13 protein-coding genes are annotated in these 13,399 nt (G+C 58.1%); 9 read left to right on the top strand and 4 right to left on the bottom strand.

Annotation, left to right across the window (positions count from 1 at the left end):
- Nucleotides 1-34: 34 nt before the first annotated feature.
- A complete protein-coding gene (gene mepM, locus AB5Y76_RS18845) occupies nt 35-1,372 on the top strand; it encodes a murein DD-endopeptidase MepM (RefSeq protein WP_005354854.1) in 1,338 nt (445 codons plus the stop codon).
- Between the two features lie 71 nt (nt 1,373-1,443).
- On the opposite strand, the gene AB5Y76_RS18840 is transcribed toward mepM, so the two are convergent.
- Entirely contained in the window at nt 1,444-2,388 is a 945-nt protein-coding gene (locus AB5Y76_RS18840) for a D-2-hydroxyacid dehydrogenase (protein WP_005363043.1), read from the bottom strand.
- Between the two features lie 162 nt (nt 2,389-2,550).
- On the opposite strand from AB5Y76_RS18840, the gene AB5Y76_RS18835 reads away from it, so the two are divergent.
- The gene (locus AB5Y76_RS18835; protein WP_021231718.1) at nt 2,551-3,132 is read left to right on the top strand and encodes a YjaG family protein; all 582 of its coding nucleotides are present in this window, start codon (nt 2,551-2,553) and stop codon (nt 3,130-3,132) included.
- A 71-nt stretch (nt 3,133-3,203) separates the two neighbouring features.
- On the opposite strand, the gene AB5Y76_RS18830 is transcribed toward AB5Y76_RS18835, so the two are convergent.
- Nucleotides 3,204-3,683: a MarR family winged helix-turn-helix transcriptional regulator gene (locus AB5Y76_RS18830; RefSeq protein ID WP_013723454.1), complete on the bottom strand. Its 480-nt coding sequence runs from the start codon at nt 3,681-3,683 to the stop codon at nt 3,204-3,206.
- Between the two features lie 163 nt (nt 3,684-3,846).
- Here AB5Y76_RS18830 and AB5Y76_RS18825 point away from each other — a divergent pair, with 163 nt between their 5' ends.
- Together AB5Y76_RS18825 and AB5Y76_RS18820 are read left to right on the top strand one after the other, a co-directional pair.
- Nucleotides 3,847-4,374, top strand: a complete 528-nt coding sequence (locus AB5Y76_RS18825) for a hypothetical protein (protein WP_064339378.1) — start codon at nt 3,847-3,849, stop codon at nt 4,372-4,374.
- 9 nt (nt 4,375-4,383) lie between these two features.
- Nucleotides 4,384-5,982: a BCCT family transporter gene (locus AB5Y76_RS18820; protein ID WP_005335834.1), complete on the top strand. Its 1,599-nt coding sequence runs from the start codon at nt 4,384-4,386 to the stop codon at nt 5,980-5,982.
- A 118-nt stretch (nt 5,983-6,100) separates the two neighbouring features.
- Here AB5Y76_RS18820 and AB5Y76_RS18815 read toward each other — a convergent pair whose 3' ends face one another.
- Nucleotides 6,101-7,339 (bottom strand): multifunctional CCA addition/repair protein, encoded by a 1,239-nt coding sequence (locus AB5Y76_RS18815; protein ID WP_263718425.1) that lies wholly within the window; start codon nt 7,337-7,339, stop codon nt 6,101-6,103.
- A gap of 237 nt (nt 7,340-7,576) precedes the next feature.
- On the opposite strand from AB5Y76_RS18815, the gene mutY reads away from it, so the two are divergent.
- The 3 genes from mutY (at nt 7,577) to mltC (ending at nt 10,131) form a co-directional block, all read left to right on the top strand.
- Nucleotides 7,577-8,629 carry an A/G-specific adenine glycosylase gene (gene mutY, locus AB5Y76_RS18810; protein ID WP_263718424.1) on the top strand — a complete coding sequence of 351 codons (1,053 nt, stop codon included), beginning with the start codon at nt 7,577-7,579 and terminating at the stop codon, nt 8,627-8,629.
- 8 nt (nt 8,630-8,637) lie between these two features.
- Nucleotides 8,638-8,910: an oxidative damage protection protein gene (locus AB5Y76_RS18805; RefSeq protein WP_005335828.1), complete on the top strand. Its 273-nt coding sequence runs from the start codon at nt 8,638-8,640 to the stop codon at nt 8,908-8,910.
- A gap of 117 nt (nt 8,911-9,027) precedes the next feature.
- The gene (gene mltC, locus AB5Y76_RS18800) at nt 9,028-10,131 is read left to right on the top strand and encodes a membrane-bound lytic murein transglycosylase MltC (protein WP_031227922.1); all 1,104 of its coding nucleotides are present in this window, start codon (nt 9,028-9,030) and stop codon (nt 10,129-10,131) included.
- A gap of 85 nt (nt 10,132-10,216) precedes the next feature.
- On the opposite strand, the gene AB5Y76_RS18795 is transcribed toward mltC, so the two are convergent.
- Nucleotides 10,217-10,603, bottom strand: coding sequence for a YgiW/YdeI family stress tolerance OB fold protein (locus tag AB5Y76_RS18795; protein ID WP_005335826.1), 387 nt, complete (start codon nt 10,601-10,603; stop codon nt 10,217-10,219).
- Nucleotides 10,604-10,857: 254 nt separating this feature from the next.
- Between AB5Y76_RS18795 and AB5Y76_RS18790 the strand changes: the two genes are divergently transcribed.
- Together AB5Y76_RS18790 and ompA are read left to right on the top strand one after the other, a co-directional pair.
- Nucleotides 10,858-11,895 carry an SGNH/GDSL hydrolase family protein gene (locus AB5Y76_RS18790; protein ID WP_069526899.1) on the top strand — a complete coding sequence of 346 codons (1,038 nt, stop codon included), beginning with the start codon at nt 10,858-10,860 and terminating at the stop codon, nt 11,893-11,895.
- A gap of 265 nt (nt 11,896-12,160) precedes the next feature.
- Entirely contained in the window at nt 12,161-13,198 is a 1,038-nt protein-coding gene (gene ompA / locus AB5Y76_RS18785) for a porin OmpA (protein ID WP_005335824.1), read from the top strand.
- Nucleotides 13,199-13,399: the final 201 nt, after the last annotated feature.

Genomic DNA, 13,399 nt, shown 5'->3' with positions numbered 1-13,399 from the left:
CTCACACTCTTTAGATCTAAATACAGGATAGCGGATGAAACGTCTCCGTCCCTTGGTAGTACAGGCTGCCAATTGGGAACCACCGGTTCCCCGCAAACACTTTTACGCCATGCTGATGCTGACGGCCATGACCCTGTCAGCAGTGGCATTATTGCCAGCTCCGGGTGACATCCTCGAGCGGCCGCTGCGTCTTGAGTTGCCCATTGATACCGCAGGTACGGCAACCAACGAAAACAACACCGACTTTAACGAAATTCCCGATCACGAACTGGTTGATCAGAGTGCGCCGGATGACGACATCCCGGTCGACACCACCCCCCAGTGGCAGGATTACCGGGTCCGCAACGGCGAAAACCTGACCGCCATTTTTAACAATCTCGGTCTATCCACCACCACCCTCTACAAGGTGCTGGACGCGGACAACAAGAACTATCTGGCGCGCCTCAAACCGGGCCAGAATATCGAGCTGCTGATCGATCAGGACAACATCCTGCAGCAACTCAAAATCCGCCTGAACATCAAGCAGACGCTGGTGATGGCGCGCAGCGACGATGCCTATACCGCCTCCATGATCAATGAGAAGGTTGAGTGGCAACCGCAGCGTTACAACGGCGTGATCAACGGCAGCTTCTATGTCAGTGCCCGCAATGCGGGGATTCCAGCCAACCATATCCAGAAAATTGCCAACCTGTTCCAGTGGCGAATGAATTTCGCCAAGGATCTGCAGAAGGGCGACAAGTTCAAAGTGCTGGTACGCCAGGAGACGGTGGAAGGCAAGAGCACTGGCAACAGCCAGCTGCTGGGTGTGGAAGTGACCAGCCAGGGCAAGACGGTGTCGGCCTGGCTCTCCGATGACGGCAATTATTACGACGGTCAGGGCAACAGTCTGGAGCGCGGATTCCGCCGCTACCCGACCCACAGCCGCTATCGGATCAGCTCCAACTTCAACCCAGCGCGCAAACATCCGGTAACCGGTATGGTGCGTCCTCACGAGGGCACTGACTTTGCGGTGCCGGTGGGCACGCCAGTGCTGGCGACTGGCGATGGTATCGTCCAGAAGGCAACCAGCCACCCGCTGGCGGGTACCTATATCGTCATCAAGCATGGCCGTACTCTCTCTACCCGTTATCTGCACCTGAGCAAGCTGCTGGTCAAAACCGGTCAGCGAGTGAAGATGGGCGACAAGATCGGTCTCTCCGGCAACACAGGTCGCTCGACCGGTGCTCACCTGCACTACGAGCTGCGGATCAACAATCGCCCGGTCAATGCCATGACCGCCAAGCTGCCGATGGCTGAACCCCTGAGCGGCAAGGAGCGTCGTCAGTTCCTTGCCAAGGTGAAGAGCTATCGCAAGGAGCTGGCCGCGGGTTGATTCCTGTCGTCACCGCCTGAAATGAAAGGCCCCGCCAGATTGGCGGGGCCTTTTTACATGCGCCGTGAGGGTCAATAACCCTTGTCGAAGTCGATCTTGCCATCCAGTGGCTGGCCATCGATAAAGCGGATGTAGTTGCGCACAAAGATCTGGGCCACATCATCCGGGAAGCTGTAGGCGCTGTTGTGGGGGGTGACGATGAGGTTGGGTTGGCCCCACAATGGACTGTCGGCGGGCAGCGGCTCCTGCTCGAACACATCCAGCACTGCCATCGCCAGCTTGCCGGTACGCAGTGCGGTGAGCAGATCGCCCGAGTGCACGGCGCTGCCACGACCGACGTTGAACAAGATGGCGCCCGGTTTGCAGTGTTCGAAGCGGGCGGCATTGAACAGATGACGGGTATCGCGGGTGGCTGGCAGCACGCTGACGATGACATCGGCCTGCGCCAGCATCTTGTTGAGCGCAGGTAGCTGATAAACCTGATCAAACCCGGCCCGCTCCCGACCGCTGCGGCTGATGCCCAGCACCTTCATGCCAAAATGTTTGCCGGTGTGGGCAATATGCTGACCAATGCTGCCGGTCCCCAGGATCAGCATGGTGCGCCCCTTGAGGCCCTGATAGGGGTGGCTTTGCCACAGTCGCTGTTTCTGCTGTTCCCGATAAAGGGGGATTTGGCGCATCAGGCTGAGCAGATGACCAAAGACATACTCGCTCATCAGCGGGCCGAAGATGCCGCGCACATTGGTGAGCTGGTAGTCGCGGCGACTGTCAGGGTCGAGCAGCACATCGACTCCCGCATAGGTGGACTGGAACCAGCTCAGCTTGTTGGCTTTGGGCAGCAGCGGTTTGGCACGGGCCGGTTCGGCCATCAGAATATGGGCTTCGCCGATCAGCTTCTCGGCATCGCTCTGGTTATCGGCTCGCAGAATGCGCAGATGGGGGAGATTGGCGGCCTTGAGCAGCCGTTCGTAGTGAGCATTATCCTGGCTGAGCAAAAGAAGGGTACGTTGGCTCATACTCTTGTTCCTTATCAGAATTTGCGGCGCAACAAGATGCCGCTCTCGACCCATCTTACCTGACTTCATATCGCAACATAGCCGACCAGGGCGCTTTTTCGTTTTCGCCGCGCGCCTCGTGGGCTACAATCTGCCCCACATTTTGCAAAGGATCCGACTCCAGTGTTTGGTGACAAGTTTTATAAGCGACTGGCCGAGCTACAGCCTTGGCAACAGACCGTCTACACCCTGGCGCTGGCAGAGCGCATGTACCCCAACTATGCCCTGTTCTGTCAGGCTTCCGGCTTTGGCAATGCAGGCGCTTTCCGGCATGCGCTGGATCAGATGTGGGTCTACCTCACCGTCAAGGGATCCCGGGTCAATCTGGGTGCCATTCTCGAAGAGTTCGAGTCTCACATTCCGGATCCCCGCAAGTTTGAATCCTACGGAGCCTACCCCGCGCTGGATGCTTGTGTTGCGCTGGGCTGCGCCTATAACTCGGTGATCTGCCGGGTCGGCGAAGAGGCCAACGATGCCAGCCATGCGTCAGTCGGTACTGTGGCCGGTTTTATCGAGCTGCTGGAAGAGCGGGATCTGACCGAAGAGGAGCTCTACGAGCACGAGTACATGGAAGCCGAGCTGGAGTTCCAGGTCGAGCTGCTCAAGCGGGTTGCCCATGAGCGCGACAGCGATCGTATCCTGGCCATCAGAGCATTCGCCTCTCAGGATGGCGTCTCCAATATCGGGATCAGCCTGGAAGAGTAATCCTCTACGACCCCTGATAGAACAAAGCTCCCTTTCGGGAGCTTTTTTTATGCCTGAAATTGTTCAGCAGCTTATGCCTGCTCTTCGGTGAGGGGTCTGACGCTCAGCACCGGGGCGGCATCGATTTCGTCTGCATTCATCATGGAGGAGATGCGTTGCAGGGAAGAGAGCAGCAGGGTCTGCTCCCACGCTTCCAGCGCCTGAAAACGCTGGATGAAGCGCTCTTGCAGCGGGGTCGGGGCCTGGGCCAGCAGGGCGCGGCCTGCGTCAGTCAGTGTCGCGTGAACCTTGCGCTTGTCGGTATTGCTGCGAACGCGCTGCACCAGTTGGCGGCTCTCCAATCGGTCCATGATGGTGGTGGCGGTGGCCTGGCTCATGTTGGTGTGATCGGCCAGCTGGCGCATGGAGATCTGTCCCAACTCGTCGATCCCTTTGAGCAGCAAAAGTTGCGGGGAGGTTAGCCCGGCTTCTTTGATTAAGCGCCTGGAGTGCATGTCGATGGCACGAATAATCTGGCGCAGGGCGACCAGCACTTCATCATGTTTTTCCATGGGGTGTGCGTCATTGGAGGGCTATGGAGAGGGGCAAAATTTTCCGCCTAATTCGTCACAAGGTCAATATGGTTTTTGCTGTAATGATTTCTGCTCTAATTAATTTTGTGTTAGGTTGACGGGCATTTCACGGAATTCACCCTGACATTTGAGGAGCAAAATGATGAATGACGAGCTGGATATCAAGTCTCTGGTGGCCGAGTTACGTGTGGTCAGAGTGCGCTATGAACTGCCGGATACCTCGGCTTTTGTGCGCTATCAGCCTGCCTATGATGAAGACCCCAACAACCTCAAGGTACACCACTATGATGGTGAGTTACCCCTCTCTTGCAGTGAGACAGGTACTTTCAACCTAAAGGAGTTGGTGAACGAATTGCGCTACGCCTATGTGCTGGTGCACCTCTTTCCTGACGAAAGTGCCATGAACTTTTATCTGACCGGCCTCGATACCGGCCTGGCCCAGCTGGAATTCATCGGTGGCTCATACGACTTCAACCGCCTCTGGATCACCAGCGGTATCTCCAATCTCGGCGTCCCCATGGCCATCTTCCTTGGCAAGCGTCACGCCGTGAATGGCCAGCCCTCGGTTTCGCTGGTGGATCACCGCGAACAGGTGGCTGGCAAACTGGTCTATCGCGCCATCGGCGGTGCCGGTGATCATGTAGGCGAAGACTTTTTCAACAACGACTAAGGAGGCTGGATGCGAGCAAGCAAAGGGCTATTGAAAGGCCTCAACCCGACCATGGCCATGACGGCCCTCACCGTGATCACCCTGTTTTTACTGTTTGGCGTTTTTGTTCCCGATACCGCGGCCGCCTGGTTTGTCGGTGCCAAGGATCAGATTATTGCCGGGTTCAAGTGGTACTACATTCTGGTGGTCGCCCTGTTCCTGTTCTTCGCTGTCTACCTGATGTTCAGCCGTTTTGGCAGCATCCGGCTGGGTGACGACGACCAGGTACCGGAGTTCGGCTACTTCGCCTGGTTCTCCATGCTCTTTAGCGCTGGCATGGGGATCGGTCTGGTGTTCTGGAGCATCGCCGAGCCGATGAACCATCTGCAGGGCAATCCATTCATTACCGAAGGGATGACCCCGGAAGCGGCCCAGATCGCCATGCGCCTCACCTTTTTCCATTGGGGCCTGCACCCTTGGGCCATCTATGTGATCGTCGGCCTGTCACTTGCCTTTTTCAGTTATCGTCGCAAGTTGCCGCTGGCTATTCGCTCCGTGCTTTACCCTATCCTCGGTGAGCGGATTTACGGTTTCTGGGGCCATGCGGCCGATGTGCTGGCGGTGTTCGGCACTGTCTTCGGGGTGGCGACCTCCCTTGGTCTGGGGGTCTCCCAGATGAATACCGGCCTCAACCAGATGTTTGGTATGGCGGTGTCGCAGTCCAACCAGCTCTGGCTGATTGGCGGTATCAGCCTGATCGCCACTCTGTCGGCGGTTTCCGGGGTCGGGCGCGGAGTGAAGATCCTCTCCGAGCTCAATATCTGGCTGAGCGTCTTCGTTCTCGCACTCTTTCTGGTGCTGGGGCCGACCACCTATATCCTCAACGCCTATGTACAGAACATCGGTGATTACCTGCAGAACATCGTCAAACTGAGCTTCTGGACCAACACCGAGGCCAACGGCACCTCGGCCTGGCAGTCGAGCTGGACGGCGTTTTACTGGGGCTGGTGGATTGCCTGGGCGCCGTTTGTCGGCATGTTTATCGCCCGTATCTCCAAGGGGCGTACCATTCGCGAGTTTGTGCTTGGTGTGTTGCTGGTGCCCTCGCTGCTCGGCATGTTCTGGCTCACCGTATTTGGCGGTACGGCGATGAATCTGGAGCTGTTTGGCGGTGGCGGCGTGGTCGCTGCGGTCAATCAGGATGTGACGCTGGCGCTCTACAAGACGGTCGAGCTGCTGCACTGGGATACCTTCGGCTGGATCGCCAAGGCCGTGTTGACCCTGCTCATCTGCACCTACTTCATCACCTCCAGTGACTCGGGCACGCTGGTCATCACCACCCTGCTCTCCATCGGTGATCAGGAGCCGCCGGTGCTGCACCGCGCCGTATGGGGTCTGGGGCAGGGGCTGGTTGCCGCCATCCTGCTGGTTTCCGGCGGCCTGGCAGCCTTGCAGGCGGCCAGCATCATAGCGGCGCTGCCCTTCTCGGTGATCATGTTGGCGATGTGCTATTCGCTGATGCTGGGGCTCAAGCAGGAGAGCCAGCGCCAGTTCGAATATCGCCAGAATCTCAAGCGTCACGATGGCTCATCCCATATGAGCCTGATGGAGCGAATTGGTCCGGCATAACAGCACCAGCAGGGGTTAGCGTCCCCTCACATATTAATCTGGATGCAAAACGGCCGCCCTGGCGATGCTCTCCTTGCGGAGCTCATCATCAGGGCGGCCGTCTGTTATGGGGCCGAGGTTACTCCTCGATAAAGGTCCACTCATCCTTGACCCGGCTGATGGCATCAGTACGCTTTTTGGCGAGCAGCTCCTTGATTTCTTCCCCTTTGAAACCGGCCGCCACTATCTCTTTCACCGGCACCGCCTGGGCGGCAGCCAGTGCTTCGGCCACATAGTCCGGCTCGGCGTAGACCCGCTCCTCGAAACCGGTGCGGCCATGGAAGTCGGCGCGGCAGGCATCCAGCAGCTGGGCAAAGCGCTCGGGGCGGCGCCAGGCATCGGCCTTGTCGAACACCTTGAGCAGGGTGGCTGGCTTGAGCTCAAAGGCGATATGGATGTGGGTATGCAGATCGCTCACCAGCAGCGCCAGATCCCGGCACTCGTTGGGAACCCGGAACCGCTCGCACAGGGCGCGAATAAGCGGCAGCCCTTTCTGGCCGTGACCGTGATGGCTTGGCCAGAACTCCTTGGGGGTTACTCCCTTGCCAAGGTCGTGGCAGAGGGCGGCAAAACGCACGGTCAGCTCGGGGGAGATCCGGCACGCCTGCTCCAGCACCATCAGGGTGTGGATGCCGGTGTCGATCTCCGGGTGCCACTTGGCCGGGGCGGGGACGCCGAATAGAGCGTCGATTTCGGGGAAGAGTGCCTTGAGGGCGCCGCACTGGCGCAGCACCTCGATAAAGATCTGCGGGGTCGGCCCCAGCAGCACTTTCTCCAGCTCCTTCCAGACTCGCTCCGGCGTGAGGTGGGCCAGCTCGCCAGCGGCCGTCATCTCGCTCATCAGGGCGAGGGTCTCCGGCGCTATGGTAAAGCCCTGAGCGTGGAAGCGGGCGGCGAAGCGGGCGACCCGCAGGATGCGCAATGGGTCTTCGGCAAAGGCGGGGGAGACGTGGCGCAGCAGCCGCTTTTCCAAATCCTTGATGCCGCCGTAGGGATCATGGAGCTGGCCCTGATCATCCTCGGCGATGGCGTTGATGGTGAGATCCCGGCGCAGCAGATCCTGTTCCAGCGTCACATCGGGGGCGGCGTGGCAGACAAAACCGGTGTAGCCCTGACCCTGTTTGCGTTCGGTACGGGCGAGGGCATACTCCTGCTGGGTTTTGGGGTGAAGAAACACGGGAAAGTCGCGGCCGACCTGGGTAAAACCCAGCGCCAGCATCTGTTCCACGGTGGCGCCGACCACCAGATAATCTCTGTCGCCCTGCGGCAATCCCAGCAGGCGATCCCGCACTGCGCCCCCAACCAGATAAGTCTGCAAACCGTCTCTCCCGTCATCAATCGTGGGGCCGAGTATATCGTCTTTGTTACCGCTTTGCTGCCTGAGCACCACCTGCCCGCAGCGCCAGTCAGCGCGGCTTTGACTTGGGCGTGACGAGGCCTTACGCTGCCGCACCAGACAGCTGGCGCTGTGCTGCGGGATGACTTTATGCCCGCTCAGGCCAGATGAGCCGAAGGAACCGCAGAGTTCCCCATATATCAACGACATGAGAACAACGTGAATCAATCAACCTTCGCAAGCCGGGTTCTGGAGTGGTACGAGCTTCATGGCCGCAAAACCCTGCCCTGGCAGCAGGAGAAGACCCCTTACCGGGTCTGGGTCTCGGAGATCATGCTGCAGCAGACCCAGGTCGCCACAGTCATCCCCTATTACCAGCGTTTTATGGCGCGCTTCCCCGATGTGGTGGCGCTGGCCGATGCTCCTGTCGACGAGGTGCTGCACCACTGGACCGGGCTGGGCTACTACGCCCGGGCCCGCAACCTGCACAAGGCGGCCCAGCAGATCCGCGATCACTACCATGGTCTCTTTCCCGAGAGTTTTGACGAGGTGATGGCGCTGCCGGGCATTGGTCGCTCAACCGCCGGGGCCGTGCTGTCGCTCTCTCTGGGTCAGCCCCACGCCATCCTTGATGGCAACGTGAAGCGGGTACTCACCCGCTGGCTGGCGCTGCCGGGCTGGCCCGGCCAAAAAAAGGTGGAGAACGAGCTGTGGGAGATCGCCATCCGGCTGACCCCAAAACTGGGCGTGGCGCAATACAATCAGGCGATGATGGATATCGGGGCGACAATCTGCACCCGCAGCAAGCCTGCCTGTGATCGCTGTCCGGTGCGGGCCGATTGCCAGGGGCTGTCGCAAGGCAAGCCCACCGCCTATCCCAACAGCAAGCCCAAGAAGAGCATTCCGGCTCGCGATGGCATCATGCTGCTGATCCGTCACGGTGATGAGTTGCTGCTGGAGAAGCGGCCGCCGCAGGGGATCTGGGGCGGGCTCTACTGCTTCCCGCAGGTGGCCTCGCTGGCGGAGGTGGATGGTCTGCTGGCGTCCCTCGGCCTGAGCCATCACGGTTATCGTGAACTGGCCGGTTTTCGCCATACCTTCAGCCACTTCCATCTCGATATTCAGCCGCTGCTGATTGACATTGATGAGGCGCAGCCGCTGCGGCTCATGGAAGCAGATAACCGACTCTGGTATAACTTACGCCATCCTGCCGAGGTGGGGCTGGCGGCCGCCACGGCCCGCCTGCTCGCCTATCCAGAGTTACAACCATAGAGGTCAACATGAGCCGTACTGTATTTTGCCAACGCCTGAAAAAAGAGGGCCCGGGTCTGGATTTCCAACTCTATCCCGGTGAGCTCGGCAAGAGGATTTTTGACAACATCAGCAAGGAAGCCTGGGCCGAGTGGCAGAAGAAGCAGGTGATGCTGATCAACGAGAAAAAGCTCAACATGATGAATCTTGAGCATCGCCAACTGCTGGAAAAAGAGATGGTCAGCTACCTGTTTGATGCAGGTGAAGTGCAGATCGAAGGTTACACCCCGCCTGCCCAGTAAGCTCTCCGGCTGTTGTACGTGTGAACAGGTGCGGGAATGACGCCACACTGGCGTGACCGCTCCTGAAGTCGCAGCAAATGAATGATGGGCAGCTCTGCTGCCCGGTTTGAGGATCCTATGGGCCGAATTTTTTGGCTGCTGTGCACCCTGCTGTTTCTCTCTGCCTGCTCATCCTCCCCCAAGCCCAGCGGGAGTGAGGATGACGATCTGGTCAATGGCAAGGACATCCGCGGTTTTGAACACATGATCAGCGCGCTCTCCCATAACGTGAACGAGATATGGGGGCGGGAGGCGCTGTTTGCGGGCAAGTTTGACTACGTAAAATACACGGATCAGTACAAGAGCCGGGCCCACATCGACTTCTCCAGCGGTCACATCATGGTGGAGACGGTCTCGGGCATCGATCCCCGCGCTCACCTGCGTCGCGCCATCATCGAGACCCTGCTGACGCCGGACGATCCGGCGGAAGTGGATCTTTACTCCGATCGGGAAATTCTGACCGGCGGCGAGCCTTTCCTCTATGGTCAGGTGCTGGACAATCAGCGCCAGCCAATCCGCGCCTCCTGGCGCGCCGAGCGTTATGCCGATTACCTGCTCAACACGGCGATGAAGAAGCGCACTCTGGGGATCCGCACCATCTTCTTCGTCGATATTCCCATGGTGGCCAACCATGAAGATCGACGCGGCTACAAGTATGCGGGGATCATCCGGGAAGCGTCGCGCAAATACGGCGTGCCGGAGAGCCTGATCTATGCGGTGATCAAGACCGAGAGCAGCTTCAACCCCTATGCGGTGAGCCATGCCAACGCTTATGGCCTGATGCAGGTGATCCCGGCTACCGCCGGTCGTGACGTCTATGTTCGGGTCAAGGGCAAGAACGGCCAGCCGACGCGGGAGGAGCTGTTCAACCCGGCCTACAACATCGATGTCGGTACCGCCTATCTGCACCTGTTGCAGACCGTCTATCTGGCGGATATTCAGGATCCGCGCTCCCGTCGCTATGCGGTGATCTCCGCCTATAACGGTGGCGCTGGCGGGGTGCTCAATACCTTCTCCAGCGATCGCAAGGCGGCGCCGGGCCGGATCAACCGGCTCTCCCCCGAGGCGGTCTATCAGGTGTTGACCGAACAGCATCCCAAAGAGGAGGCGCGCCGTTACCTCTACAAGGTCAATCAGGCCGAGAAGGGGTTCAAGAGAGCCTTTTCCAGTCGGGCCGGTTAAGCGGTGACGCTGGGTTAACCATGCAAAAGGGCGCTTGATATCAAGCGCCCTTTTAACGTCTGGCCAGTTCGTCGTTGAAGTGGCCTTATTTGGCAATAAAGCCGCCCTTGGTCTGCGGGGCCGCGCCCACTTTCTCCAGGGTTTTGACTTCCACTTCGGTCTTGTTCCAGCTGTGGTCCACTTCACCACGGATACGGATCTGATCATCCGGGCCCACTTCGGTGCCACGCCACACATCCTGATCCACTTCGACCTCCACTTCACCGCTGGCATCGCGGAACAGATAGTTCTCGCCGCCCAGGTGCTTGACCAGTTTCCCTTCCAGGGTGGCCCAGCTGTCATCGGCCAGATCTTTCAGTTGAGCAACGGAAACCTTGTTCTGCTCTTGCGGGCCGGTATAGGCCGCCATGGCAAAAGAGGAGACAGACATCAGGGTCAACAGTCCGATTACGCTTGCGCTTGCCTTGTTCATTTCATACTCCTGTCGTTGGTATGGGGGCATTGTGCCGGGGGGGGCGTGAAACAAGCGTGAAAGAAATAGGCTGGTGTGATTGTCTGTTTTGTGAGCGCAAGCGATTTCATCGGTGTCGGAACATGTGTGATTTCATCTGGAACTGTAATCTGTCGCCTTCACCAGAAGTCAGTGGCAGCAGACTCTTCCCATGCCTGTCGCCACTCGAGGAGAAGTCCGCAGGTCTCACCTGCTTAATCGAAGAGCATAACAATATGAAAAAATGGCTTGTTTGTTTATTGGGGTTAATGGCATTGACCGCGCAAGCGGCAGAGGGACGCCAACCTTTTTCCCGGGTCGTGATGTTTGGTGACAGCCTCTCCGACACCGGCAAGATGTACAAGAAGATGCGGGGGTATCTCCCCTCCAGCCCACCCTACTTCAACGGGCGTTTCAGCAACGGCCCGGTGTGGCTGGAGCAGTTGGGTGACGAGCGCTTCCCCGGTCTGGTCGTGGCCAACGAGGCGGAAGGCGGTGCAACGGCGGTGGCCTATAACCATCTGGGCGCCCTGAACGGCTGGCTCGGTTTCTGGTCCTGGGATCCCAAATATCAGGTGATCAACAACCTCGATTATGAGATCGATCAGTTCCTGAAAAAGGACAAGTTCCGCCCCGATGATCTGGTGGTGATCTGGGTCGGTGCCAACGACTATCTGGCCTATGGCTGGAACACCGAGCGGGATGCGGATAGGGTGATCGATACCATCCGGCTGGCATCCAACCGGTTGGTGCTCAACGGCGCGCAGCAGATCCTGCTGTTCAACATTCCTGATCTGGGGCAGACCCCGTCAGCCCGCAGCATGAAGGTGGTGGAGAAGGTGCGCCATGTGGCCAGCTACCACAACCAGAAGTTGCAGAACCTCACTCGAGAGCTGGCTCCCCTTGGCATCGTGAAGCTGTTCGAAGTGGACAAGCAGTTTGACGAGATGATGCGCGATCCCCAGCAGTTTGGTCTGAGTGACACTGAACACGCTTGCTACGGTGGCGGCTATACGTGGAAGCCGTTCTCCGGCAGCGCCGCCGAGGTGGCTGCGACCCCGGCTTTGAGTGTCTCCGAAAGAGTGGCTATTGCCGGTAACCCGATCCTGGCGCAGGCGGTGGTGAGCGGGCAGGCAAAAGGGCGAGCTGCGACTCTCAACTGCGATGAGCATATGTTCTGGGATCAGGTGCATCCGACCAAGACGGTGCACAAGGTACTGAGCCAGCGTGTTGCTGACTTTATCGATCAGCACTACGAGTTTGTTCGTCACTGATATCGCTTCGGGCCAGCATGTTGCTGGCCTTTTTTCCCTTTCAGCCCTCATCTGTGCGTCTTTTTGCGTCACATTCAGTTCAAATAACAAATGTTTGTTGCTGTTTTTGTAACGTGGTTGCGTTAGAGTGTTTTTTGTTAATTGATATCAGTGACTTGAAAATAGGCTAACGTTGATATGCTGCGATCGCTTTTGGGTGGTTGCACCTATAAGACGAGGTGATATCAATCAACCTCCTCCTACATAAAGTTGCAGAGGCTCAAACATGAAAAAATCATTGATTACCTTGCTGGTTACCGGCTTGCTGGCGGCCAATGCCCAGGCTGCCGGTCAGGACAACACTTGGTATGGCGGTGCCAAACTGGGTTGGTCCAACTTCTACGGCATTGATGAAAGCAATGCCCTGACCCTTGGCAATGAGACCAACGATGCCTTGGGTGCAGGCGTGTTTGGCGGTTATCAGATCAACAAGAATCTGGGACTGGAGCTGGGTTACGACTATCTGGGCAATTACAAATACGATGCCACTACGGCGGCAGGCGCTTTCAGTGATGAAGTAAAAGCACAGCTGGCTCAACTGACCCTGAAACTGGGCTTCCCGGTTACCGATAATCTGGATCTGTATGGTCGTGTCGGTGGCGGTTATGGCTGGGCTGATACCAAGAGCGATGTCTACAAAGATGACAGCCGCTTTGTCATGGTCGGTGCACTGGGTGCCGAGTATGCGTTCAACCTCGACTGGGCAGCTCGCCTGGAGTATCAGTACACCACCCCGTATGGCAGCCGCGATGATACCGGTCTGAGAATGGATAATGGCCTGCTCTCGCTGGCAGCGGTTTATCGCTTTGGTCAGGTAGCCCCTGTGGCGCCCGCCCCGGCCCCGGAACCTGCTCCTGCACCTGTGATGGTTGAGAAGCAGTTCACCCTAAGTTCCGATGTGCTGTTTGACTTCAACAAGGCGACCCTCAAGCCAGAGGCCAGTCAGGCACTGGATAGCCTCTATAGCCAGATTGAAGAAGCACGACCCAAAGATGGCGTGGCAACCGTAATTGGTCACACCGACCGTATCGGTTCCGATGCCTACAACCAGAAGCTCTCCGAGCAGCGTGCCCAGACCGTTGCCAACTATCTGGTTGGTAAAGGGATCCCGGCCGCCAAGATCAATGTGGAAGGGCGTGGTAAATCCTCACCGGTTACCGGCGACAGCTGCGTCAGCAAGTCCAAGCGTGAGCTGATCGTCTGCCTGGCTCCGGATCGCCGTGTTGATGTGAAAGTCGAAGGTGTCAGCGAGGTGCAGGAGTAATCCTTCAGACTGAGAGGGTCTCCAATGGGGCTGTGATGAACAGCCCCTGTCGGAGCAAGAGAGACCAAAAAGCCAGTCAGTTGATCTGACTGGCTTTTTACATTGGCATGTCCCGTCCTGAATATGGTTTACACCTTTCCCCCCAATAAATGGAGAACCCGATGGGACAAGGTGTGAAACGGACACAGCGCGATTACTCGC

This window comes from Aeromonas sp. R1-2, assembly GCF_040908505.1.
In the GTDB taxonomy this organism is placed as follows: Bacteria; Pseudomonadota; Gammaproteobacteria; order Enterobacterales; family Aeromonadaceae; genus Aeromonas; species Aeromonas veronii.
The sequence above is the reverse complement of the archived record's forward strand: the minus strand, read 5'-3'. Positions and strand labels throughout refer to the sequence as shown.

Excerpts from the sequence above, each read along its gene's own strand:
- mepM (WP_005354854.1), top strand. The coding sequence starts at position 35 with ATGAAACGTCTCCGTCCCTTGGTAGTACAGGCTGCCAATTGGGAACCA.
- AB5Y76_RS18840 (WP_005363043.1), bottom strand. The coding sequence starts at position 2,388 with ATGAGCCAACGTACCCTTCTTTTGCTCAGCCAGGATAATGCTCACTAC.
- AB5Y76_RS18830 (WP_013723454.1), bottom strand. The coding sequence starts at position 3,683 with ATGGAAAAACATGATGAAGTGCTGGTCGCCCTGCGCCAGATTATTCGT.
- AB5Y76_RS18825 (WP_064339378.1), top strand. The coding sequence starts at position 3,847 with ATGAATGACGAGCTGGATATCAAGTCTCTGGTGGCCGAGTTACGTGTG.
- AB5Y76_RS18820 (WP_005335834.1), top strand. The coding sequence starts at position 4,384 with ATGCGAGCAAGCAAAGGGCTATTGAAAGGCCTCAACCCGACCATGGCC.
- AB5Y76_RS18805 (WP_005335828.1), top strand. The coding sequence starts at position 8,638 with ATGAGCCGTACTGTATTTTGCCAACGCCTGAAAAAAGAGGGCCCGGGT.
- mltC (WP_031227922.1), top strand. The coding sequence starts at position 9,028 with ATGGGCCGAATTTTTTGGCTGCTGTGCACCCTGCTGTTTCTCTCTGCC.
- AB5Y76_RS18795 (WP_005335826.1), bottom strand. The coding sequence starts at position 10,603 with ATGAACAAGGCAAGCGCAAGCGTAATCGGACTGTTGACCCTGATGTCT.
- AB5Y76_RS18790 (WP_069526899.1), top strand. The coding sequence starts at position 10,858 with ATGAAAAAATGGCTTGTTTGTTTATTGGGGTTAATGGCATTGACCGCG.
- ompA (WP_005335824.1), top strand. The coding sequence starts at position 12,161 with ATGAAAAAATCATTGATTACCTTGCTGGTTACCGGCTTGCTGGCGGCC.